General features: G+C 71.0%; 23 protein-coding genes and 1 tRNA gene. 5 read left to right on the top strand and 19 right to left on the bottom strand.

Annotated features, from left to right (window positions below):
• Nucleotides 1–57 precede the first annotated feature (57 nt).
• From mobA to OIE40_RS12580, 3 genes are all read right to left on the bottom strand, one after another.
• A complete protein-coding gene (gene mobA / locus OIE40_RS12590; protein WP_264702770.1) occupies nucleotides 58–666 on the bottom strand; it encodes a molybdenum cofactor guanylyltransferase in 609 nt (202 codons plus the stop codon).
• Entirely contained in the window at nucleotides 648–1,058 is a 411-nt protein-coding gene (locus OIE40_RS12585) for a molybdenum cofactor biosynthesis protein MoaE (RefSeq protein ID WP_413774500.1), read from the bottom strand. The genes mobA and OIE40_RS12585 overlap by 19 nt, the downstream gene beginning before the upstream one ends.
• Nucleotides 1,059–1,184: 126 nt before the next feature.
• Nucleotides 1,185–1,925 (bottom strand): class I SAM-dependent methyltransferase, encoded by a 741-nt coding sequence (locus OIE40_RS12580; RefSeq protein WP_264702765.1) that lies wholly within the window; start codon nucleotides 1,923–1,925, stop codon nucleotides 1,185–1,187.
• A gap of 72 nt (nucleotides 1,926–1,997) precedes the next feature.
• Here OIE40_RS12580 and OIE40_RS12575 point away from each other — a divergent pair, with 72 nt between their 5' ends.
• Nucleotides 1,998–2,672, top strand: a complete 675-nt coding sequence (locus OIE40_RS12575; protein ID WP_264702763.1) for a SanA/YdcF family protein — start codon at nucleotides 1,998–2,000, stop codon at nucleotides 2,670–2,672.
• An 87-nt stretch (nucleotides 2,673–2,759) separates the two neighbouring features.
• On the opposite strand, the gene OIE40_RS12570 is transcribed toward OIE40_RS12575, so the two are convergent.
• Complete coding sequence (locus tag OIE40_RS12570; RefSeq protein WP_264702761.1) at nucleotides 2,760–3,581, bottom strand: aldo/keto reductase; 822 nt, start codon at nucleotides 3,579–3,581, stop codon at nucleotides 2,760–2,762.
• 159 nt (nucleotides 3,582–3,740) lie between these two features.
• Between OIE40_RS12570 and argS the strand changes: the two genes are divergently transcribed.
• Nucleotides 3,741–5,375 (top strand): arginine--tRNA ligase, encoded by a 1,635-nt coding sequence (gene argS, locus OIE40_RS12565; protein ID WP_264702760.1) that lies wholly within the window; start codon nucleotides 3,741–3,743, stop codon nucleotides 5,373–5,375.
• Nucleotides 5,376–5,541: 166 nt separating this feature from the next.
• On the opposite strand, the gene OIE40_RS12560 is transcribed toward argS, so the two are convergent.
• On the bottom strand, nucleotides 5,542–6,021 hold the full coding sequence (locus tag OIE40_RS12560) for an SRPBCC domain-containing protein (RefSeq protein WP_264702759.1): 480 nt from the start codon (nucleotides 6,019–6,021) through the stop codon (nucleotides 5,542–5,544).
• Nucleotides 6,022–6,115: 94 nt separating this feature from the next.
• Between OIE40_RS12560 and OIE40_RS12555 the strand changes: the two genes are divergently transcribed.
• Entirely contained in the window at nucleotides 6,116–6,676 is a 561-nt protein-coding gene (locus tag OIE40_RS12555) for a hypothetical protein (protein WP_264702757.1), read from the top strand.
• A 54-nt stretch (nucleotides 6,677–6,730) separates the two neighbouring features.
• Here the strand turns inward: OIE40_RS12555 and OIE40_RS12550 are convergent, their stop codons facing one another.
• From OIE40_RS12550 to ppgK, 9 genes are all read right to left on the bottom strand, one after another.
• Complete coding sequence (locus OIE40_RS12550) at nucleotides 6,731–7,768, bottom strand: hypothetical protein (RefSeq protein WP_264702755.1); 1,038 nt, start codon at nucleotides 7,766–7,768, stop codon at nucleotides 6,731–6,733.
• On the bottom strand, nucleotides 7,765–8,271 hold the full coding sequence (locus OIE40_RS12545; protein WP_264702753.1) for a SigE family RNA polymerase sigma factor: 507 nt from the start codon (nucleotides 8,269–8,271) through the stop codon (nucleotides 7,765–7,767). Before OIE40_RS12545 ends, OIE40_RS12550 begins: the two co-directional genes overlap by 4 nt.
• A gap of 530 nt (nucleotides 8,272–8,801) precedes the next feature.
• Nucleotides 8,802–9,404, bottom strand: coding sequence for a nucleotidyltransferase family protein (locus tag OIE40_RS12540; RefSeq protein WP_264702752.1), 603 nt, complete (start codon nucleotides 9,402–9,404; stop codon nucleotides 8,802–8,804).
• The gene (locus OIE40_RS12535) at nucleotides 9,401–10,384 is read right to left on the bottom strand and encodes a 2Fe-2S iron-sulfur cluster-binding protein (protein WP_264702750.1); all 984 of its coding nucleotides are present in this window, start codon (nucleotides 10,382–10,384) and stop codon (nucleotides 9,401–9,403) included. Before OIE40_RS12535 ends, OIE40_RS12540 begins: the two co-directional genes overlap by 4 nt.
• Nucleotides 10,377–11,192, bottom strand: a complete 816-nt coding sequence (locus tag OIE40_RS12530) for an FAD binding domain-containing protein (protein ID WP_264702748.1) — start codon at nucleotides 11,190–11,192, stop codon at nucleotides 10,377–10,379. Before OIE40_RS12530 ends, OIE40_RS12535 begins: the two co-directional genes overlap by 8 nt.
• Nucleotides 11,193–11,293: 101 nt before the next feature.
• Nucleotides 11,294–12,151 carry an aldehyde dehydrogenase family protein gene (locus OIE40_RS12525; RefSeq protein ID WP_264702747.1) on the bottom strand — a complete coding sequence of 286 codons (858 nt, stop codon included), beginning with the start codon at nucleotides 12,149–12,151 and terminating at the stop codon, nucleotides 11,294–11,296.
• Nucleotides 12,148–13,578 (bottom strand): aldehyde dehydrogenase family protein, encoded by a 1,431-nt coding sequence (locus OIE40_RS12520; RefSeq protein WP_264702745.1) that lies wholly within the window; start codon nucleotides 13,576–13,578, stop codon nucleotides 12,148–12,150. Before OIE40_RS12520 ends, OIE40_RS12525 begins: the two co-directional genes overlap by 4 nt.
• A gap of 15 nt (nucleotides 13,579–13,593) precedes the next feature.
• On the bottom strand, nucleotides 13,594–14,544 hold the full coding sequence (gene deoC / locus OIE40_RS12515) for a deoxyribose-phosphate aldolase (protein WP_264702744.1): 951 nt from the start codon (nucleotides 14,542–14,544) through the stop codon (nucleotides 13,594–13,596).
• Nucleotides 14,545–14,701: 157 nt separating this feature from the next.
• The gene (gene ppgK, locus OIE40_RS12510) at nucleotides 14,702–15,475 is read right to left on the bottom strand and encodes a polyphosphate--glucose phosphotransferase (RefSeq protein ID WP_264702742.1); all 774 of its coding nucleotides are present in this window, start codon (nucleotides 15,473–15,475) and stop codon (nucleotides 14,702–14,704) included.
• Between the two features lie 60 nt (nucleotides 15,476–15,535).
• Between ppgK and galE the strand changes: the two genes are divergently transcribed.
• Nucleotides 15,536–16,504: a UDP-glucose 4-epimerase GalE gene (galE, locus tag OIE40_RS12505; RefSeq protein ID WP_264702740.1), complete on the top strand. Its 969-nt coding sequence runs from the start codon at nucleotides 15,536–15,538 to the stop codon at nucleotides 16,502–16,504.
• A gap of 115 nt (nucleotides 16,505–16,619) precedes the next feature.
• On the opposite strand, the gene OIE40_RS12500 is transcribed toward galE, so the two are convergent.
• Genes OIE40_RS12500 through OIE40_RS12490 form a run of 3 tightly spaced genes read right to left on the bottom strand, consistent with a single transcriptional unit; the run spans nucleotide 16,620 to nucleotide 19,326 of the window.
• Entirely contained in the window at nucleotides 16,620–18,176 is a 1,557-nt protein-coding gene (locus tag OIE40_RS12500) for a PH domain-containing protein (protein ID WP_264702739.1), read from the bottom strand.
• Nucleotides 18,173–18,664 (bottom strand): PH domain-containing protein, encoded by a 492-nt coding sequence (locus tag OIE40_RS12495; RefSeq protein WP_264702738.1) that lies wholly within the window; start codon nucleotides 18,662–18,664, stop codon nucleotides 18,173–18,175. The genes OIE40_RS12500 and OIE40_RS12495 overlap by 4 nt, the downstream gene beginning before the upstream one ends.
• A 35-nt stretch (nucleotides 18,665–18,699) precedes the next feature.
• Entirely contained in the window at nucleotides 18,700–19,326 is a 627-nt protein-coding gene (locus OIE40_RS12490) for a DUF1707 SHOCT-like domain-containing protein (protein ID WP_264702737.1), read from the bottom strand.
• 133 nt (nucleotides 19,327–19,459) lie between these two features.
• On the opposite strand from OIE40_RS12490, the gene OIE40_RS12485 reads away from it, so the two are divergent.
• Nucleotides 19,460–19,533, top strand: a tRNA-Gly gene (locus OIE40_RS12485).
• Between the two features lie 197 nt (nucleotides 19,534–19,730).
• On the opposite strand, the gene OIE40_RS12480 is transcribed toward OIE40_RS12485, so the two are convergent.
• Together OIE40_RS12480 and OIE40_RS12475 are read right to left on the bottom strand one after the other, a co-directional pair.
• Entirely contained in the window at nucleotides 19,731–20,597 is an 867-nt protein-coding gene (locus OIE40_RS12480) for an EamA family transporter (RefSeq protein ID WP_264702736.1), read from the bottom strand.
• Nucleotides 20,598–20,601: 4 nt separating this feature from the next.
• The gene (locus OIE40_RS12475; RefSeq protein WP_413774495.1) at nucleotides 20,602–21,252 is read right to left on the bottom strand and encodes a helix-turn-helix transcriptional regulator; all 651 of its coding nucleotides are present in this window, start codon (nucleotides 21,250–21,252) and stop codon (nucleotides 20,602–20,604) included.
• Between the last annotated feature and the right edge of the window lie 42 nt (nucleotides 21,253–21,294).

Below are 21,294 nucleotides of genomic sequence, written 5' to 3'. Positions count from 1 at the left end.
GCGGTCGAGTCGGCCGACGCCTGCGCCGCCGCTTGCCGGGCGGTGGGGCGGCTCGTCTCAGCGGAAGGTCTGCGGCCGTTGGGGTGGTTGCGCACCCGCCGCGGCGGCCTGCTCGGGGGTGTCGAGGTCGTCGGTCAGTCCGGGCGCAGGCACGCAGGTGAGCCGCAGGCCGGCCAGCGTGCGGTATACGCCCGCGTCGCGGGTTTCGGTGTGCTCCAGGGCTTCGGCCAGCGCGTGGCGACGGTACCGAGCGCTCAGCAGCTGGGGGCGTCCGTCGGCGTCGGCGAGGCAGGTGCCGTCGGGGCCGAGTGCGGCGCCGTCGAGCGCGGCGACCACGGCCGCTGGGTGGGCCAGGTCGCACGCCAGCAGCAGCACCTCGTCACCGTCGGCGGGTGCGGGCAGGGCGGCCAGGCCGGCGGCGATGCCCGCGACGGGCCCGCCGAGCGGCGGATCCTCCAGCGTGCGCAGCACGGCTCCGGCGTCGACGTCGGGCGGCAGGGCGGGCACGACCACCACGACCGGGTCGCGCGCACCGCAGGCGTCCACGGCGAGGGCGAGCAGTGAACGGCCGCCGAGCAGCAGGGCCGCCTTGTCGCGGCCCATGCGGCTCGACCGGCCGCCGCCCAGGACGATGGCGAAGCGGCGCGTCACGGGCAGTTGGACCATTCGGCGGAGCCGTCGGCGAAGAGTTGCTTCTTCCAGATCGGCAGCGTGTCCTTGACCCGGTCGACCAGAGCCGAACACGTGGCGAACGCCTCGGCCCGGTGCGAGGCCGACACGGCCGCCACCAGGGCCAGGTCCCCGACCGCCAGGGTGCCGACCCGATGTTCGACGACGATGGCGTGGACGCCGTCGCGCCCGGTGAACTCTGCGGCCACCTCGGCCAGCACGGCGTCCGCACTGGGGTGGCCGACGTACTCGATGCCCGTGACCTGCCGACCGTGGTCATGGTCGCGGACCACGCCGGTGAAGGTGACGGTGGCCCCGGCCCGGTCGTCGCCCACCAGTCCGGCCAGACCCGCGACGTCCAGCGGTTCGGTACGGACGCCGGTGCGGATCACCTTCGCGGGCTCGGGCATCCGGTGAGTCTACTGTCGCGCGGGGTGGCCGTGGGGACGACTCTTCCGGTCCGCTTGTGGACCGTGGGGCGGTGCTGCCGGTCCACCCCAAGGCGTCACGGCCGCTCAGCCGACGGTGATCCGGAACGCCTCGGTGCGGTAGGGCATGTCCCACGAGTCCCGGCCGGCGAGGTCGGGGTGGGTGTCGAGCAGTTCGTTGACCCCCTGCAGGATCTGCGCCCGGTCGGGTTCGGGCGCCGAAATCACGTAGCTGCGCGACTTCACCAGGTCGAGCAGGCCCTGCCGGTTGAACGGACGCCGCCAGGCGGTCGTGAACCGCTCGACCGGGCCGAGCTCCGAAGGCAGGTCACCCGCCTCCACCGCCTCCTCGGCGACCGAACCGTGCATGATCTCCGACAGGGCGGCCACCCAGCCGACGGACCCGTCGCGTACGTTCCAGACCAGGCCGAGGTAGCCGCCGGGACGCAGCACCCGTCGCACCTCGGAGACGCCGCGGGCGGGGTCGACCCAGTGCCAGGCCTGGGCGGCGAACACGGCGTCCACGCTGTCATCGGGCAGCGGGATCGCCTCGCCGGTACCGATCGCGGTGAGGGCCCCGGGCACGGCGGCGCGCAGCTGGGCGAGCATGTTGGGGCTCGGGTCGACGGCGTGCAGGCTCGTGACCCGCCCGGCGAGAGCCCGGGTCAGCTTGCCGGTGCCGGCCCCGAGGTCGAGGACGTCGCGCGGGCCGGGGGCGAGCAGCCAGTCGACCACGGCGTCCGGGTAGCCGGGTCGGGCACGTTCGTAGGTGTCGGCAGCCCGGTCGAACGACGAGGCAAGGCCCGCCTTCGCGGTTTGTTCAGGCATTGGGCCATTGTGCTTCGGCCCCGCCCCGCGCGCCATCCGCGGCGCGGTGACTTGGGTGTTTACCATCGGCCCATGGCACGTCGGCGCGGGTGGGTGGTCGGCCGGATCTTCGCGCGGGTCGCCGTGCTGGGCGCGCTGCTCGGCACCGCGGTGGTGGCCGGACCCGCCTGGTACGTGCGGGTGGTCTCCGAGGACCGGATGGCGACGGTCGAGAACGTCCCGGCCCAGCCGGTGGCCCTCGTCCTGGGCGCCGAGGTCTACGCCGACGGGCAGCCGTCGCGCTATCTCAAGGCGCGGCTCGACGTCGCCTACGAGCTGTTCACCGCCGGCAAGGTGCGGGCCATCCTGGTGTCGGGGGACAACAGCACCCGGCACTACAACGAGACCGACGGCATGCGTGACTACCTGATCGAGCGGGGCATTCCGGCGAAGAAGGTGGTCGGTGACCATGCGGGCTTCGACACCTACGACTCCTGCGTGCGGGCCCGCCAGATCTTCGGCGTCACCCGCGCGATCGTCGTCAGCCAGAGCTACCACCTGCCCCGTGCGCTGGCGACCTGCCGCGCGATCGGGCTGGACGCATGGGGCGTCGGCGACGACACGGTGAGGACCAACGAGGAGGCGTGGTCCTACGGCGCGATCCGCGAGCTCGGCGCGAACCTCAAGATGGTGTGGGACGTGCTGAGCCAGCGTGAGCCGGTGCTCGGCGAACGCGAGACCGGCGTGGACGAGGCGCTGCGCGCCTGAGGCGTCCCGCCGGCCCGAAGCGGACCGCAAGAACCGTCACCGCGGTCCAGAATCGGACCACGGGGACGGTTCTCACGCATCAGGTGCTCAGCGGTTGTTCATCGACTCCGGGTCGGAGCCGACGCGGTAGCCGGCGTCCAGACCGTCGATCGCCAGGACGTCGTCGGCGTCCAGTTCGAAGTCGAAGATGTCGGAGTTCTCCTTCAGCCGCTCGGGGCTGGACGCCTTCGGGAACACGATCAGCCCGCGCTGGATGTGCCAGCGCAGGATGACCTGGGCCGGCGTCCGGCCCAGCTTCTCGGCGATCCGGACGATCACGTCGTCGTCCAGGTCGGCCTTGCGGCCCAGCGGGCTCCACGCCTCGGTGGCGATGCCCAACTCGTCGTTGACGGCGACGAGTTCGAACTGCGCCAGCGAGGGGTGCACCTCGATCTGGTTGACCGCAGGCACCACGTCGCTCTCGGCGATCACCCGGCGCAGGTGCTGCTCGTGGAAGTTCGAGACGCCGATCGAACGGGACAGGCCCTCCGCCCGGATCTTCTCCAGGCCGTGCCACGCCTGCACATAGGTGTCGAACTTCGGCGTCGGCCAGTGGATCAGGTACAGGTTCACGTAGTCGAGGCCGAGTTTCTCCAGCGACTCGGCGATGGCCGCCTCGGCGTCGGTCTGCCGGTCGTTCCACAGCTTGGTGGTGACGAACAGCTCGTCGCGCGGGACGCCGGAGGCCGCGATCGCCGCGCCGACCTCCTTCTCGTTGCCGTAGATGGCGGCGGTGTCGATGTGCCGGTAGCCGTTGGCCAGGGCGAACTCGACGTGCTGCTGGGTCTCCGCCGGCGGCATCAGGAAGACGCCCAGGCCGAACTGCGGAATGGTGTTGCCGTCGTTGAGAGTGATGGTCGGGATGCTCACGGTGCTCCTCGATCGGGTACAGGTCCTGTTCGAGCCTAGTACCCCCCGCTGAAGGGCCGTTGTTCCTTGCGGGGCGCCCCGCGGCCTGCGCCCGCACCGCGCAGTGCGCCGCCGGCCGGCGGTCCGGAGCACCCGCTGGACCGTGGGAAGATTGTGACCGTGCTCTCTCTGCCCGCGCTGCTGACCGAACGTTTCCAGGCCGTCACGGGGGTGGACCCGGAACTTCGTCCCGCGACCAGGCCGCAGTTCGGACATTTCCAGTCCAACGTGGCGCTGCGGCTCGCCAAGGCCGAGGGCAGGCCGCCGCGCGAGATCGCCCAGCGCATCGTCGCCGAGGTCGACGTCGCCGACCTGTGCGAGCCGCTGGAGATCGCCGGTCCCGGCTTCGTCAACATCCGGCTCAAGGCCGAGGTGCTGGCGGGAGTGGTGACCGGAATCCTCACCGACCCCGACTCGGTGATCGAACGGACCTCCGAGCCGCAGAAGGTCGTCATCGACTACTCGGCGCCCAACGTCGCCAAGCAGATGCACGTCGGCCACCTGCGCACCACGATCATCGGAGACTGCTTCAACCGGGTGCTGACCGCCGTGGGCCATGAGGTGCTGCCACAGAACCACATCGGCGACTGGGGCACCCAGTTCGGCATGCTGGTCGAGCAGGTGCTCGACGAGGGCATCGACGCGGCCGCGCTGAGCCTGCCCGAGGCCGAGGACCTCTACAAGCGCGGGTCGAAGCGGTTCCGTGAGGACGCCGAGTTCGCCGAGCGCGCGCGGCGCCGGGTGGTGGCGCTGCAGTCGGGGGACCCGCAGACCCGGGCGATCTGGCAGGCGCTGATCGACGTGTCCCTGGTCGGCTTCAACGACACCTACGCGCGGCTGAACGTGAAGCTGACCGACGAGCACCTGGCCGGCGAGTCGACCTACAACGACGACCTCGCCTCGGTGGCCGCCGAACTCCAGGCGAGCGGAACCGCCGTGGTCGACCAGGGCGCCCTGGTGGTCTTCGTCGACGGCTTCAACGCGCCGATGATCGTGCGAAAGTCCGACGGCGGCTACGGCTACTCGATCACCGACCTGGCGGCGGTGCGGCACCGCGTCCGCGACCTGCACGCCAACCGGATCATCTACGTCACCGACGCCCGGCAGAGCGACCACTTCGCGCAGGTGTTCGCGGTCTGCCGGCTGGCCGGCTGGCTGCCCGACGACGTTCTCGCCCAACACATCGGCTACGGCATGGTGCTGGGCACCGACGGCAAGCCGTACAAGACCCGCGAGGGCAAGGCGATGCTGCTGGCCGACCTGCTCGACATCGCCGAGGAGCAGGCCTCGCCCGAGATCGCGCTGGCGGCGATCAAGTACGCCGACCTGTCGTCGGGGCTGCAGAAGGACTACGTGTTCGACGCCGCCCGGATGACCGCCACCACCGGCAACACCGGGCCGTACCTGCAGTACGCGCACGCCCGGGTCAGCGGCATCCTGCGCAAGGCGCAGGCCGAGGGCTGGGGCGCCGGCACGGTGACCGTGCTGGACGAGCCCGCCGAGCAGGCGCTCGCGCTGCAGCTGTCCCGGTTCGGTGAGGTGGTCGCCGAGGTCGCCCAGACCCTCCAGCCGCACAAGCTGTGCACCTACCTGTTCGACACGGCGACCGCGCTGAGCAGCTTCTACGAGCAGTGCCCGGTGCTCAAGAGTGAGGGCGCGGTCCGCGAGTCGCGGCTGGCGATCTGCGCCGCCACCCGCACCGTGCTCGGCCGGGGGCTGGATCTGCTCGGCATCGTTGCTCCCGACCGGATGTGAATCGAGCGCTTCGTCCTCCTCGGACGTGATCCGGGGTGAGGGGAGTGCACCGCGCCACGGCATCCCGGACCTGATCCGGGATCCAGGGCGAAGGCCGGACGGCCGCGACGGCCTCGCCCGACGAGATCCCGCCGTCCGCCGGGACGACGAGGAAGGACGCCGGGGTTCAGGCGGCGCTGGTGACCCGGTCGGTCGCCACCAGTGCCGAAAGGCGCTCCAGCGAGCCGAGCAGTTCGTCCGGCGTCCGGGTGGGGAGGCCGTACAGTTCCATGTTCTTCTCGGAGGTGTCCGTCCAGTCGTAGGTCAGCGTCACCTCGGTGCCGTCGTCGGCGGGCGCCAGGTCGTAGCGCCACGTCCACCCCAGCGGCTGATCGCCCTCGATCGAGGTCATCCAGGCGATGGCCCGCTCAGGCTCGAACACCGTGATGTGGTTGTCGCTGCGGTAGTGGATGACCTGGTCGCCGTCGTCGTAGCTCATGTTCATCGTGAACACCTGACCCTCGCGCCGCAGGGCCTCGTTGCGGACCGGAGCGCCGACGGTGCCCCACTCGTCGAGGGACGCGTGCCGGGCCGGGTCGGTCAGCACCTGCCACACCGACGCGCCGTCGGCGGGGATGGTCAGGGATTCGGAGTACACGGAGATCACCGGCCCAGGCTAGGTGGCCACGGCCGGATTCGGGCGACGCTGGGACGATTCTCCCGTTGGCTGAACCGATGTGCCGCGTGGTTGGCTGGTTGCCGTGGCACCTCCCGACCGCGTCACCGTCCTGCTCGAAGGTGCCAGTGACGTCGCCGCTGTGCGGGCACTGGCCGTCGCTGCAGGCGTCGACCTCGACCTGGTCAGGCTGGTCGATCTGGGCGGGGTGACCAACGTCGAACGGGCGCTGACCGGCCTCGACCAGCAGCACCCCGGCGGCGAGGTGGTCGGGTTGTGCGACGCCGCCGAGGCCGGGGTCGTGGTCAAGGCGCTGCGCCGGCGCGGGCTGTTCCTGCGGGACGCCGACGACCTGCCCAGCTACGGCTTCTTCGTCTGCGTCGCCGACCTCGAGGACGAACTCATCAGGGCACTCGGCGCCGACCGAGCCGTGGCGGTGATCGAGCGCGTCGGGCTGGGCGGCAAGCTGACGACCCTGCGCGGCCAGCTCGCCTGGCGCGACCGCCCGCTGCTCGAGCAGCTGCGCCGGTTCTGCGGCGTAGCGTCCGGCCGCAAGGAACTGCTGGCCGCCGCGTTCGCCGAGAGCCTGGACGCCGACGCAGTGCCCGAGCCGCTGCGGATGCTGCTGGACCGGCTGCCGCGGTGAGCCGGCCGCGCCCTCGCGTCCGCGGAACCGTCCCCAGGGTCCGCAGCCGTATCGCTACTTCATGGTGGGCACATACGTCACCCGCTTGCCGGCGGCATCGGTGTAGCTGATCGACCGCACCAGCGGCCGGATGTCCAGGTTGCTCGCCGACGTGTAGTCGGCCGTGGCGACGAACCAGGTGCGCCCGTCGGACATGGTGCCCACGGCCACCTCCACCCGCTTGCGGGGAGTGACGGTGACGTCCCGTGCGCCGGCGGGCAGGCGTCCGAGCGACTGGTCGGTATTTCCAGTTCCTCCCCACACCGCGATCTCGCTGCCGTCGGGATCAACCACATGGTTCACCGTGCGGGTGGCAGGAAAGGTGCCGAACCCCTCGATGCCCGCCCGCTGGTAGATGCGGAACAGGGTGTCGTTGACCGTCAGGGTGAGGCTGTCGAAGGCGCTGCCCTTGTCGTCGCTGATGACACCGTTCGAGCCCAACCATACGTAGGACGGTGTGCCGAGCGAGGTGCCGAGCGGGTAGCCGCGCGCCACGACGAGGGACAGTCCCGCTGCCTTGTCGACCCGGGAACGGTAGTCGTAGGCGGTGGCGTTCTCGGTGCCGAGGTTCAACTGCACGGACTCAACGGCGTCGGGAATGACGGCGACGAAGAGATTGCCCGGCAACTTCCCGGAGAAGTAGCTGCCGACGCTGCCCGACAACTCCCCGTTGGTTGTGTCACCGCCGCCGTACTCGGGCCTGGTGCTGACACTCAGCCGCAGCGTGGAACCGTCGGAGTGCATCGCCACGGTGACCAGGTCGGGCGTCAGGTTCTGGTAGGGGAACCGGAAGAACTGCGGGGTGAGCTCGCCGGGCGCCAAAGGGGACGCCGCCGGCGACGGTTGCACGGTGACGGGATGTGGGCTCAGCGCCGTCCAGCCGATCAGGCCGGCGGCGGCTGCGGCCGCCGCTGCGATCAGCAGCCGGCCGGTGCGGCGCCGGCGCGCCAGCACGGTGACGCTGCCGATCAGGTCGTCGGGCTGCACGTGGACGGCGGACTCCTCCGCGAGGTCGGTCAGGCCGGCGCGGAGCTTCTCTTCGAGGGCGTTCATGACGGCTCTCCGTTCGTGGCCGGGGTGTACTGCTCACGCAGGGACGCGAGCGCTCGGGAACAGGCGGACTTCACCGTGCCGACGCTGATGCCGAGGCACTCGGCGGTCTGCGCCTCGGTGAGGTCGTCGAAGTAGCGCAGCACCACGATCCGCCGTTGACGGGGAGTGAGGCCGGCGAGCATCCGGGCCACTTCGTCGGCATCGTCGGAGCGAGCGTGGGCGTCGACGGCGTCCGGCCGGTCGCTCCACTCCAGCGGGACGGGTTCGCTTCGCCGGTGGCGATCGATGGTGAGGTTGACCAGCACCCGGCGCGCATACGCGGTGGCGTCCTGAACGCGGACGCGGTCCCAGGCGGCGTAGGTGCGGGTCAAAGCCTCCTGGACGAGGTCGTCGGCGAGATCCTGGCTTCCCGTGAGCAGGTAGGCCGTGCGGGCGAGGTAGCGCGCCGAGGAGTCGACGAAGGTCGTGAACTCCTGGGTTCGTCGCGATCGTTGCCCGAACATGCACCCTCTTCCGCCTGGTTCATCCTCCCTCTACGCGGCAGGGGCGCGGATGGTTGCCTCGGTGCAGACGTCTTTGGTGGATGCTGTGGCACCCGAGCGCCTCCCAGTCGGACGCCGGGGCCGGGGTCGGGGTGGGCCTTCGGGGCCGAACGCGGGGGTGGACGCTGGGGGGTGGGCGTTCTCAGCAACGCCCACTGTTTTCTTCAACGGTGTCTGTTTTCGTGTTGTGACACGAGATCAGTCGGCGGATCCGAGAACGGCCGGCGTTGGTGAGAACGCGGGGGTGCCTCCGGGCTGGACGATGGGGCTGGGCGTTCTCAGCAACGCTCTCTGTTTTCACCAACGGTGTCTGCTTTCGTGTTGTGGCACGAGAGCAGTCGGCGGACCCGAGAACGGTCGGCGTTGCTGAGAACGGCCGACCCCCGGAGGCGGCCGGCCAGGCAGGGGCCCCGACATGCTCGCCCAACGACGGTCTCGACCAACCACAAGCTCGACCAACCACAAGCTCGACCAACGGCGGACGGCGGGGCTCAGTCGTCGACGTCCTCGCCGGACTCCAGGTCGCCGCATTCCACCAGCAGGACGCCGTGGTCGCGCAGGTAGCCGGCCGCGCCCTGATCACCGCCCAGGGAACGGGCCAGCGGTCGCCAGTGCTCGTGCCCGATGAGCACCGGGTGCCCCGGCCGTCCGTCGAAGCCGGCACGGACGAGGCAGTCCGGCGCCAGGTGGGCGAGCAGCCGGCGCAGGGTCTCGGGATTGCCGCCGGCGATGTCCACCAGGGTGATCGCGACCGCGACCGGGGGAGCGGTCATCATCGCCTCGGCGCTGGCCAGCCCGGCGCGCAGCGACTCGGCCAGGCCCAGCTGCCAGTCGGGGGCGTAGGTCGCGACGACGCCGGCCGGCATCAGGGCCCGCGCCTGGCCCGCCTCGGCGCCGAGCACCACGATCACCTCGGCGCAGCCGCCCTCGCGCAGCAGGTGCACCACGTTGGCGACCCAGGGCGTCCCCTCGTCGTCGCGGCGCAGCACCTTGGGCCCGCCCGATCGGCTGCCGCGGCCGGCGGCCAGCACCACGCCGATCACCGGTCCGAGCGGTTCGTCCTCGATCCCGGCCAGCGGGGCGGCGCCACTCATGAGCCCACCCGGACGCCGAGCGGCGCATCGTGGGCGTGGAAGCCCGGCATCGTCACGGCCCGCCCGCGGACGTGCACGGTGGCGATCGCCGCCTCCCGCATCCCCATCTGCATGGTGAACAGCAGTTGGTGGAGGGCGCGGTGCTCGTCGGGCTCGTCGGACGCCGCCGCGAGTGCCAGCCCGAACAGTTCGTCCCTGCCCGGCTCGATGGTGACGAAGTCGGCCTCCTTGCCCAGGTCGAAGTTGCCGAACCGGTCGGCCTGATCGAGCGCCTGCGCACCCGCCAACGTCGACAGGTAGAGCAGCTGCGGAGGCGTCAGCGCCACCGAGGCCTCGCCGGTTTCGGACAGGTGCACCTTATAGGCGTCGTTGGCGACCCGCGGGATCAGCCACTCGTCCCCGGCCCCGACATCGGTGCCCAACGCCACCGTGACGGCGTGTCCGACGGTGCGGCGCCACGGCATCGTCCCCGAGCCGAGGAACTGCTGCGAGGTCGGGCAGTGCGCGATGGCGGTGCCCGTGGCCGCCATCCGGGCCAGTTCGGCGTCCTGCCGGATCGCCCGGTACCCGGTGCAGCGGCACAGGTTGCCCTTCATCAGCCGCGGCAGGTCGGACAGGTCGTCGGCGTCCAGGCTCGAGGCGGTGACGACCATGCCCGCGGTGCAGAAGCCGAACTGGAAGCCGAAGTTGTCGACGAACTCCCGCTGCATCGGGTGCGGATCGTCCACGCTGCCCAGGCCGAACGCAGTGGTGATCGTCGCGGCATCCACCCGCACCGCCGGCACGATGCAGGAGTGCACAGGTTCGCCGTTCAGCAGCACCGAGCAGGCGCCGCAGTCGCCGGCGTCGCGGCCCTTCTTGACCCCGAACCTGCCGTGCTCGCGCAGGAAGGTGCGCAGGCACTGGCCCGGGGCGGGCGTCGCGACAAGTTCGGCTCCGTCGACCGTGCAGCGCACGGTGGGGCCGCAGGGCTCAGCCATCGGCCGGCCCGGCCACGTCGTTGCGGACCTCCTCGAGCAACAGTCCGCTCACCTGGCGGCGCCAGTCCGCCGAACCCAGTGCATCGGTGTAGTAGCCGGACGCCGCCTCGGCCGCCGCGCGCAACACACCCGGCGCCGGCACCTGCGGGTAGCGCAGCAGCACCGGCCGTAGCGTCGCCGCGGTGATCGTGAACAGGCACGAGCCGTCGTCGTCCACCCGGCCGGTGAGCACCGCGCCCGAGCGGCCCAGTTCGGCCAGCGCGATCCGGCGCAGCGACGTGCGCGAGCGCAACGCCGCGACGGGCAGCTCGACGGCCCGCAGCACCTCGCCCGGGGCGAGGGAGTTGCTGCCGTTCCCGGTGGGCAGCTCGGCAACCGGCACCGTCCGGTCGGACCCGTCGGGGCACCAGATGAGCGCCGTGCCGTCCAAGGTGGCGGCCAGCGAGATCATGGCGGCCGCGGCGAACGAGCGGCAGATGTTGCCGCCGACGGTGGCCAGCCGCCAGATTGTGAACGACGTCAGCAGCGCCTCGGCGCTCGCCCGGAACAGCGGCTGAGCCGTCCAGCCGGGCTGCCGCGGCAGGGGCAGCAGTTCGGCGATCGTGCAGGTGCCGGCGATCCGCAGCCCGGCGTCCGAGAGCTCGAGCGGCGGCCAGCCCAGGGCGGTCAGGTCGGCCAGCCCGGTCGCGTCCGGCTGCGGCTCGGAGAACAACCAGGTTCCGCCGCCGAGCAGCACCTCACCGGACGCCAGCGTCAGCTCACCCCGGTCGGCCGGACGCCGGTAGTGGGTGATCGTGGCGACGTCCATGGCCGCAGTGAACACAGCAGATGTGACCGCCGCGTTTCAGCCAGGTAAGGCTCGCGCGAAGCCGCCGGGACGCCGTCCGGCCACAGAGTCGGGGACGGGCGTCACAGCCCCATCGGGTGCCAGACGGTCTTGGTCTCCAGGAAGCGGGTCATCCGGTCGAGCGCGGGGGAGGCCGAGAGGTCCTCCACACCGGCCCGGCGGACTCGTTTGAGGTTGTCGGCCGCAGCCGCCTCGAGGTCGGTGGCCAGGTCGGCGTCCGCCACCCCGGTCAGGTCGAGACCGTTGACGTCCATGTGGGACGCCAGCCACGGGCCGATCTCGGCGGCCTCGCCGGTCAGGATGTTCACCACCCCGCCGGGCACGTCCGAGGTGGCCAGCACCTCGGCGAAGGTGATGGCGACCAGCGGCGCGGCCTGCGAGGCGATCACCACGCAGGTGTTCCCGACGGCGATCAGCGGGGCCACCACCGACACTAGGCCGAGCAGGGCGGAGTCGGGGGCGACCACCGCCACCACCCCCGACGGTTCCGGCGAGCTCAGGTTGAAGTACGGCCCGGCCACGGGATTGGCCGCGCCGGCCACTTGGGCGATCTTGTCCGTCCAGCCGGCGTACCAGACCAACCGGTCCACGGCGGCGTCCACCTCGGCGCGCGCCTGTGCACCGGACGCCCCGGTGGCGGCGGCCACCTCGACCTCGAACTGGGCCCGCCGCGACTCGAGCACCTCGGCGATCCGGTACACCACCTGGCCGCGGTTGTAGGCCGTCCGGTCCGACCAGCCCGAGAACGCGGCGCGGGCAGCCTTCACGGCGTCGCGGGCGTCCTTTCGGGAGGCCTTGGCCGCGTTGGCCAGCAGGGCACCGGAGAAGTCGTTGACCAGGTAGGTGCGGCCCGACTCCGAGCGCGGGAACGCCCCGCCGATGTACAGCTTGTAGGTCTTGCGGACGTCGGTGCGGCTCACTGCAGGTACCCTTCCAGTCCGTGCCGGCCGCCCTCGCGGCCGTATCCCGACTCCTTGTACCCGCCGAACGGGCTGGTCGGGTCGAAGCGGTTGAACGTGTTGCTCCAGACCACCCCGGCGCGTAGCCGCGAGGCCGTCCACAGGATGCGCGAACCCTTCTCGGTCCAGATGCCCGCCGACAGCCCGAACGGGGTGTTGTTGGCCTTCTCGACCGCCTCCTTGGGGGTGCGGAAGGTGAGCACCGACAGCACCGGTCCGAAGATCTCCTCGCGGGCGATCCGGTGCGCCTGGCTGACCCCGGTGAAGATCGTCGGGGCGAACCAGAACCCCTTGGCGGGCAGCTCGCACGCCGGCGACCAGCGCTCGGCGCCCTCGGCCTCGCCGACGCCCGACAGTTCGGTGATCTTGGCGAGCTGCTCGGCGGAGTTGATCGCGCCGACGTCGGTGTTCTTGTCCAGCGGATCGCCGACCCGCAGGGTCGCCATCCGGGCCTTGAGCCGACCCAGCACCTCGTCGGCGATCGACTCCTGCACCAGCAGCCGCGATCCGGCGCAGCAGACGTGGCCCTGGTTGAAGAAGATGCCGTTCACGATGCCCTCGACGGCCTGGTCGATGGGGGCGTCGTCGAAGACGATGTTCGCCGCCTTGCCGCCCAGCTCGAGGGTGACCTTCTTGTGGGTACCGGCAACGGCGCGGGCGATCGCCTTGCCCACCTCGGTCGAGCCGGTGAAGGCCACCTTGTCGACGTCGGCGTGGGTGACCAGGGCACGTCCGGTGTCGCCGGCGCCGGTGACGATGTTGACCACGCCCGGCGGCAGGTCGGCCTGCTGGCAGATCTCGGCGAACAGCAGCGCGGTCAGCGGGGTGGTCTCGGCCGGCTTCAGCACGACGGTGTTGCCCGTGGCCAGCGCCGGAGCGATCTTCCAGGCCAGCATCAGCAGCGGGAAGTTCCACGGGATCACCTGGCCGGCCACCCCGAGCGGCCTCGGGTCGGGCCCGAAGCCGGCGTGCTCGAGCTTGTCGGCCCAGCCGGCGTAGTAGAAGAAGTGCGCCGCCACGGTGGGGACGTCGACGTCGCGGGATTCCTTGATCGGCTTGCCGTTGTCGATCGATTCGAGCACCGCCAGCTCGCGGGACCGCTCCGCGATGATCCGGGCGATCCGGAACAGGTACTTGCCGCGTTCGGCCCCGGAGATCCGCGACCACGACCGGAACGCCTTGCGGGCGGCGGTGACGGCGGCGTCGACGTCGGCCTCGGTGGCCTCGGAGATCTCGGCCAGCACGTCCTCGTTGGCCGGGTTGATCGTCTTGAAGCCCTGCCCGCGGCCGTCGACGAACTCGCCACCGATGAACAGGCCGTAGGAGGGCCGGATGTGGACGATCGAGCGCGATTCGGGCGCCGGCGCGTAGTCGAAAGTGGTGCTCATGTCCTCAGTCCGTGATCAGTCGAGGGTGAAGTAGTCGGGCCCGGAGTAGCGGCCGGTGGTCATCTTCGTGCGCTGCATCAGCAGGTCGTTGAGCAGGCTGGACGCCCCGAATCGGAACCAGTCCGGGTCGAGCCAGTCGGGCCCGGCGACCTCGTTCACCATCACCAGGTACTTGATCGCGTCCTTGCTGGTCTTGATGCCGCCGGCCGGCTTGACCCCGACCTGGCGTCCGGTGGCTGCCCGGAAGTCGCGCACGGCCTCGACCATCACCATCGTCACCGGCAGGGTGGCGGCAGGCTGGATCTTGCCGGTCGAGGTCTTGATGAAGTGCGCGCCGGCCATCATCGCCAGCCAGGACGCCCGGCGTACGTTGTCGTAGGTCTGCAGTTCGCCGGTCTCGAAGATCACCTTCAGGTGGGCCGGCCCGCACGCTTGGCGCACGGCCATGATGTCGTCGTACACGTCGAGGTAGCGGCCGGCCAGAAAGGCGCCGCGGTCGATCACCATGTCGATCTCGTCGGCACCGGCAGCGACCGCCTCGGCCGTGTCGGCGACCCGGACGGTACGGGCGGCGCGGCCGGACGGGAAGGCGGTGGCGACGGCGGCGACGTGCACGTCGGAGCCGGCCACGGTGTCCTTGGCGACCGAAACCAGGTCGCCGTAGACGCAGACCGCGGCAGTGTGCGGGCAGGTCGGGTCGGCCGGGTCGGGCCGCATCGCCTTGTTGCACAGCGCGCGGACCTTGCCGGGGGTGTCCATGCCCTCCAGCGTGGTCAGGTCGACCATCCGGATCGCGAGGTCGAGGGCCCACTGCTTGGCGGTGGTCTTGATCGACCGGCTGCCCAGGGACGCCGCGCGCGCCTCGGCACCCACCTGGTCGACCCCGGGCAGGCCGTGCAGGAAGCGCCGCAGGGCGGCGTTGGAGGAGGTTGCGTCGGAGATGTCCGACTGCAATGTCGTACTCACCCGGTCAGCATAGTGAAGCCCGGCGCCTGAAAACCGTGCACTGTTCGCCGGCGCTGTCCGCACACCCGCCTCAGGGCCGGACCCGGCCGCCCGATGAGTGCACCGTTTTCAGGACCCACCCGTCGGTCGAGCATGTCGAGCCCGCGGGTGGTCCCGGTCAGCGCAGCTGGTCGGGGTTCTCGCCCTTGTCGACGGCCAGCCAGGCGGCGCCGATGATGCCGGCCCGGTTCTGCAGCTGGGCGGCCACGATCGGGGTGCGCAGCTTCAGCTGCGGCAGGAACTTGTCCGCCTTCTTGCTGACCCCGCCGCCCACGACGAACAGGTCGGGGGAGAACAGGAACTCGACGGTCTCGTAGTAGCGCTGCAGACGGGGCACGTACTCGCTCCAGCTCAGCCCCTCCTTGGTGCGGATGCTGGCCGCGGCCCGCTTCTCGGCGTCGTGGCCGTCGATCTCGAGATGGCCGAGTTCCGAGTTCGGCACCAACACCCCGCGGTAGATGATGGCCGACCCGATCCCGGTGCCCAGCGTCGTCACGATCACCAGGCCCGGGTGTCCCTTGGCGGCGCCGTACTGCACCTCGGCCACACCGGCTGCGTCGGCGTCGTTGACCAGCACGACGTCGCGACCCAGGGCGTCCTCGAAGATCTTCTCGGCCGGACAGTTCACCCAGGAGGGATGGATGTTGGCCGCCGACAGTGTCACGCCGTGCTGCACGATCGCCGGAATCGTCAGGCCGATCGGCCCGTCGCCCAGCTGGTCGGCGAAGTTGTCGACGATCTGGTCGACCACGGCCGCCACGTTCGCCGGGGTCGACTCCTGAGGGGTCTCGATGCGGAGCCGTTCGGTGGCGAAGTCGCCGGCGTCCAGGTCGACCAGCGCCCCCTTGATGCCAGAGCCGCCGATGTCGATGCCGAGCGCAATCCGTGCCATGGGCACACCCTAGTGACACAGGATTGGCCACCGCCAAGTAGTTCTTGGGACACTCGCCCTGTGAGTTCCTGGTTGGTCACCGGCGGCGCCGGTTACATCGGTGCGCACGTGGTGCGCGCGTTCACTCGGGTCGGCATCACTCCCGTGGTGTACGACGACCTGTCGTCGGGCTTCGCGGGCTTCGTGCCCGACGAGGTCGCCTTCGTCCACGGCGACATCCTCGACGTCGAAACCCTGACCTCGACACTGTCCGAGCACGACTGTGCCGGCGTCGTCCACGTCGCCGGGTTCAAGTACGCGGGGGTGTCGGTGAGCCGGCCCCTGCACACCTACAACCAGAACGTGACCGGCACCGCGAAGGTGCTGAACGCCATGCACCGGGCCGGCGTCAACAAGCTGGTGTTCTCCTCGAGCGCCGCCGTCTACGGGACGCCGACGACCGAGCTCGTCACCGAGGATTCGCCGACCCGTCCCGAATCTCCCTATGGCGAGTCGAAGCTGATCGGCGAGTGGCTGATCGCCGACGTGGCGAAGGCCTGGCCGCAGTTCGCGGGGGTCAATCTGCGCTACTTCAACGTCGTCGGCTCCGGCACCGACGAGGTGTACGACGCCAGCCCGCACAACCTGTTCCCGATCGTGATCGAGGCGCTGCTCGAGGGACGGACGCCGCGGGTGAACGGCACCGACTACCCGACCCCCGACGGCAGTTGCGTGCGCGACTACGTGCACGTCGCCGATCTGGCCGTCTCGCACGTGGCGGCCGCGCAGGCGCTCGAGGAGGGGCGCGCCCTGCGCCCGGCGTACAACCTCGGCAGCGGTGACGGGCTGAGCGTGCTGGAGATCATGGACGCCATGCGCCGCGTGACCGGAACCGACTTCACGCCCGAGGTGGGTCCGCGCCGTCCGGGCGACCCGGCCCGGATCGTGGCCGACGGCTCGGCCGCCGCCGCCGACCTGGACTGGGCCATGCGGCACAGCGTGGACGACATGGTCGCCTCGGCCTGGTCGGCCCGCCGCGCTCACGGCTGACACCGACGTCCCTCCCCCCGGCGAACATTGGGATCCCCCCGACTGCGCCGGCAAGGGTCCCGGGGGCAGACCCGGGATGACGACGACCTTCGTCATCCCGGCGCACGCCGGGATCTCAGCCGGCTGACATCGGGCCGGTGGTCGGGCCCGTCGCGGCTTCGGGCGCCGGCGTCAGCAGGTGGCCCAGCCCCGACGTCCGGGCCCGGTCCTTCTCGGCGAACAGCAGCTCGCGGGCCGTACCGGCATCAAGGTTGGCTGCGACACACTGCGCGAGCACCTCGGTGGTGTGCACCGACACGGCGGCCAGGCCGAGCCGCCGGCGCAGCGGACCCTGTTCGAGCGCGAGCGACTGGACGCGGCCGTGCGGCACGACCAGCTGAACCCGGGTGAGCCAGCCCTGCCGGGTGGTGATCACCGACTCGTCCCAACCCCAGCCGACCCAGCCGTGGCTGAACGGCTGCAGCCAGCGCGCCGCATCGGGGGAGTGCTGCAGGTCGATGTCCGCCAGCCGCAGGCCGGGCCAGACGGTGCCGAGGATCACGTCGACCTCGGCCCGGGTGCCGATCGGCAGCAGGATGCTGCTGGCGCCGGCCTGGTCCTCGTCGGTGGTGAGCCCGCGGTGTCCCAGCACCGCCATGTCGAGCCGGTACAGCCCCAGTCGCCGCAGCCAGATGGGCTGGGCGATCCGCAGTGACTGGATGCGGTGCCTCGGCACCGATTGGCTGGTCAGGCTCGCCAGGCCGCGGGTGATCTTCAGCCCGTGCCCGCTGCGGACGAAGGCGTAGTTCCACTGGCCGATCACGCGCTTGGAGACGAACCCCCACAGCACGCCCAGGGCCGGCAGCACGGCGCCGAGCATGATCAGCGGGCTCTCCCGGACGGTCTCGCCGGGCGGCCCGATGACCAGCATGCCGACCATGAAGAGCGCGAGGGGCACGGTCAGCAGCAGGAACTCGTGCGACAGCACCGCCCCCAACAGCAGCCGTTGCGGCGGCACCCGGACCAGCACCTCGTCGTGTTCGCCGAGGTCGTCCAAGACGCCGGTGGTGACCGTCTGGTTGACTTCGGCGGACCGGACGCCGTGCGCTCGCGCCAGCAGATAGTCGCGCACCGCCGCGGCCCGCGCGCGGGACAGGTAGCGCAGCTTGTGGCCGCCCTCGGCGCCGACGTCGATGGTGATCTCGGCCAGCCCCAGCAGCCGGGCGGCGAACGGCTCGGTGACGTCGACGGCCTGGATGCGGTCGAAGCGGATCCGTTGCGAGGTGCGGGTGAACACGCCGGTCTCGATGCGCAGCTCGCCGGCGTCCACGATGAACGAGGTGGCCCGCCAGTCGAGGTAGGCGACGACCACCAGCACCAGCAGCAGGGCACCGAACAGGCCGGACGCCCAGTTCAACGGCGGCAGCCGCAGGCCCTCGGTGCCGTTGAGCAATTCGCGGCCGACCGCCCACAGCGCGGCCACCACCAGCACCCAGGCCCGCACCAACGGGGTGAGCGGATGAGGCTTCTCGACCAGCGGCGCGGCCACCGTGACGGCGGGGGGCGGTGGTGTGGCGCCGGCCGGCGGCGTGGGCGTCACCGACGGCCCGGACTCCGGCTCCGTCCTCAATCCCTGCTCCGGCGGCGCGGGCGCCCCGGGCAAGCCCGAGAACCGGACGGGGGGCACGCTCACCGGGCGTCCTCGTCGTCGCCGATGCCGATCTCGATCAGCCGGTCACGCAACTGCTCGGCGTCCGACTGCGGCAGGCCGGGGATCTTGGCGCCGGACTGGATGCTGGCCGTCACCAACTCGACGCTCGCCAGCCCGAACGCGCGTGCCAGCGGGCCGCTTTCGACCTTGACCGCCTGCATCCGCCCGTACGGGATGGCGGTGAGTTCCTTGAACCACAACCCGTGGGTCAGGTACAGGTCGTCGTCGCGTTCGACGAAGCCCCAGGAGCGCACCAGGCGGCCCAGCCGCACCCACTGCCACAGTGCCCAGGCGAGGCAGGCGACGATCGTCGCCACCCCCCAGACCCATCCGGCCAGCAGCCACACCGGCACCGTGGCGGCGGCGCCCAGGATCGCCGTCGCCACCGCCATGCGGATCCGGAGCACCATCGCATAGGCGGGCGAGATCCGGCGCCACTGTTGGGTGGGTGGGGCGAACAGGTCGTCCATACCGTCACTGTAGGCGGCGCCGGCCCGCCGTCGCGTCACTCCTCGTCGGACCGGTTGCGGTCCTTCTTCCTCGGGCCACGCACCTCGACGCCACCGAAGCCGACGAACCCCTTGACCACGACCGTCGGGGCGCCCGGCTGGGGCTCCATGGCCTTGGCGTCCGAGCCGCCGAAGATGGCGATGCACTCGTTGCGCACGTGGGTGCCCTCGGGAACGCGCACCTCGACCCCACCGAACAGGCAGAACACGTTGATCTCGCAGGTGTTGTCGGTGAAGGTCGCATGCGTCAGATCGAGGTCCGTGCCGCCGAACAGGGTCAGCACGCTGAGGTTGCGCCGCGGCTGCCAGCGTCCCTTCCGGTCCACCCCGGCGAAGATCGAGACGATCAGCTCGGGTTCGGTGCTGCCGCCTGCCGGGGCCTGTGACCACGACTGCGTCACCGTGTCGTCCAACGCGACCAGGTCTCGGGTCAACGGGACGAGGTCGTCGAACGTCTGCGCCGCGGTGGCGGCCCGGATGCGCTCGGCGTGCTCCTCGGCGGTGATCCGGCCTTCGGCGTAGGCCGATTCGAGCAGATCGATGACCTTGGTGCGGTCGGTGGTGGCCACGGGCAGGTCGCCCCCCGCCGCTGGTCCGACATCATTGGGTTCCGGATAGCTCATGGCAGCGACGCTAGTGCGATCGGCGGCGCCCGGCCCAGTCCGGCCGGGTGTTTCAGGGACGACTGGGGGAACCCTGATTAGGCGTTCGGGGAGGTGGGTCCGCTAGACTGACTGCCGATCCTCAGCGGGTCGCGCGAGCGTAGTTCAATGGCAGAACATCAGCTTCCCAAGCTGAATACGCGGGTTCGATTCCCGTCGCTCGCTCCAACTCGAACCTCTTCCTCCCCAACCCCTCTGTGGCCGTGCCGTGCACGCGCCAGGTGGAGGAACCCGAACCGATCGGCTCGGGTGGCGGGCCATGACCCTGAAAACGGTGCACTCGTCGCCCCGCTGTCCGCGCTGGTGAGGCGAAACCCCCGTCGCAGGGCCCAACGAGTGCACGGTTTTCAGGGCCTCGGCGCCGATCACACCAGCATCAGCAGGGTGCCGGCCACGATCAGCGCCAGACCGACCCCCGCCCGTCGGGTGAGCCGCTCGCCCAGGAAGACCCAGGCGAAGGTGACGGTGAGCGCGATGCTGGTCTTGTCGATCGGCACCACGACGCTCGCCGGCCCCTCCTGCAGGGCACGGAAATAGCACATCCACGACGCCCCGGTGGCGAAGCCGGACAGCACGATGAACGTCAGGTCGCGCCGCGGCACGCGGGTCAGGGCCCGGTGCTCGCCGGTCACTATCGCCACCACCCATGCCATCACCAGCACCACCACAGTCCTGATCGCGGTGCCGAGGTTGGACTCGACCTCGGTGATGCCCACCTTTCCCAGGATCGCGGTCAGCGCGGCGAACACCGCCGACCCGAGCGCGTAGAGCAGCCAGCCCGGGCCGCGCGTCGTGGCGGTCGTGGGCGGCCGATGCCGGTCGATCATCAGGTAGGTGCCGATGCCGATCACCGCGATCCCGGCCAGCCGGGTGGCCAGGTCGTCGGTCTCGCCCAGCAGCACGATGGCGAACAGCACGGTCAGCACGACGCTGGACTTGTCGATCGGCGTCACCTGGTTGACGTCGGCCAACTGCAGGGCGCGGAAGTAGCACAGCCAGGACGCCCCGGTGGCCAGGCCGGACAGCACCAGGAAGACGAGCGTGGTGTTGGAAAGCGTGCCGAGGCCGTCCTGCGAGCCGACGATGAACACCACCAGCCAGGCGAACCCCAGCACCACCACGGTGCGGATGGCCGTGGCCAGGTTGGACGGGGTGTTGCCCACGCCGATCTTGGCCAGGATCGCGGTCAGGCCGGCGAAGATGGCCGAGCCGACCGCGTAGAGCACCCACATCGGCTCAACCCTGCGGGGCCTGCTCGGTGGCGGCGTCCGGCCCCCCAGTGCCGTCTTCGTCGACAGCCGCCTTGGCCACATGCAGGAGGCAGGTGGACGGGGTGGCGAACGGCACGATCCCGGTCGCCCGCCACGGCTGGTCCGGACCCAGCAGCCCGTTGGCCAGGCCGAGGTGCAGTTGGCAGACGACCGACGGAGCCTCGACGGCCAGGTCGCGGAAGGGGCAGGCGCGCAACACCACCGTCGGGTCGGGCTCGGCCACGAACGCCGGTTGGTAGCCGAGATCGGCCATGCACTGCACGAGCCGATCGATGGACTCCTGGGGTCCGGCGATGCCCAGCCAGGCCGCACGCAGTTCGTCCCCCCACGCGCGCCCCGCCGCCTGAGCGCGGTCAACCCGGTCGGTGAGTGGGCCGGCGAAGTGCTTGACCAGGGTGGCCGCGAGCGCCCGGTACTGATCGCCGCGGCCCGGCACCGCCTGATAGAGCACCTTGCGACGTCCGGGCTCGCTGCGCTGTTCGAGCGTGCGCCTGACCAGTCCCGCCCTGGTCAGGCCGTCGAGGTGGAAGCGGGTGGTGTTCGGGTGCAGGCCGACGAAGCCGGCGATGTCGGCGACGGTCAGCGGCGTACCGCTCTCGCGAAGGTGGTGCAGCACCTGGGCACGCCTGGGCCCAAGCCGTTCCGGCGCCGGCTGACT

The sequence above is a fragment of the Micropruina sonneratiae genome (genome assembly GCF_025972045.1).
GTDB classification, from domain to species: domain Bacteria; phylum Actinomycetota; class Actinomycetes; order Propionibacteriales; family Propionibacteriaceae; genus Micropruina; species Micropruina sonneratiae.
This window is presented reverse-complemented; position numbering and strand designations above follow the sequence as displayed.

What these genes read in the sequence shown, in the direction of transcription:
- mobA (WP_264702770.1), bottom strand. Translation starts at nt 666, where the DNA reads ATGGTCCAACTGCCCGTGACGCGCCGCTTCGCCATCGTCCTGGGCGGC.
- OIE40_RS12580 (WP_264702765.1), bottom strand. Translation starts at nt 1,925, where the DNA reads ATGCCTGAACAAACCGCGAAGGCGGGCCTTGCCTCGTCGTTCGACCGG.
- OIE40_RS12575 (WP_264702763.1), top strand. Translation starts at nt 1,998, where the DNA reads ATGGCACGTCGGCGCGGGTGGGTGGTCGGCCGGATCTTCGCGCGGGTC.
- OIE40_RS12550 (WP_264702755.1), bottom strand. Translation starts at nt 7,768, where the DNA reads ATGAACGCCCTCGAAGAGAAGCTCCGCGCCGGCCTGACCGACCTCGCG.
- OIE40_RS12545 (WP_264702753.1), bottom strand. Translation starts at nt 8,271, where the DNA reads ATGTTCGGGCAACGATCGCGACGAACCCAGGAGTTCACGACCTTCGTC.
- OIE40_RS12540 (WP_264702752.1), bottom strand. Translation starts at nt 9,404, where the DNA reads ATGAGTGGCGCCGCCCCGCTGGCCGGGATCGAGGACGAACCGCTCGGA.
- OIE40_RS12535 (WP_264702750.1), bottom strand. Translation starts at nt 10,384, where the DNA reads ATGGCTGAGCCCTGCGGCCCCACCGTGCGCTGCACGGTCGACGGAGCC.
- OIE40_RS12530 (WP_264702748.1), bottom strand. Translation starts at nt 11,192, where the DNA reads ATGGACGTCGCCACGATCACCCACTACCGGCGTCCGGCCGACCGGGGT.
- OIE40_RS12520 (WP_264702745.1), bottom strand. Translation starts at nt 13,578, where the DNA reads ATGAGCACCACTTTCGACTACGCGCCGGCGCCCGAATCGCGCTCGATC.
- ppgK (WP_264702742.1), bottom strand. Translation starts at nt 15,475, where the DNA reads ATGGCACGGATTGCGCTCGGCATCGACATCGGCGGCTCTGGCATCAAG.
- OIE40_RS12495 (WP_264702738.1), bottom strand. Translation starts at nt 18,664, where the DNA reads ATGGACGACCTGTTCGCCCCACCCACCCAACAGTGGCGCCGGATCTCG.
- OIE40_RS12490 (WP_264702737.1), bottom strand. Translation starts at nt 19,326, where the DNA reads ATGAGCTATCCGGAACCCAATGATGTCGGACCAGCGGCGGGGGGCGAC.
- OIE40_RS12480 (WP_264702736.1), bottom strand. Translation starts at nt 20,597, where the DNA reads ATGTGGGTGCTCTACGCGGTCGGCTCGGCCATCTTCGCCGGCCTGACC.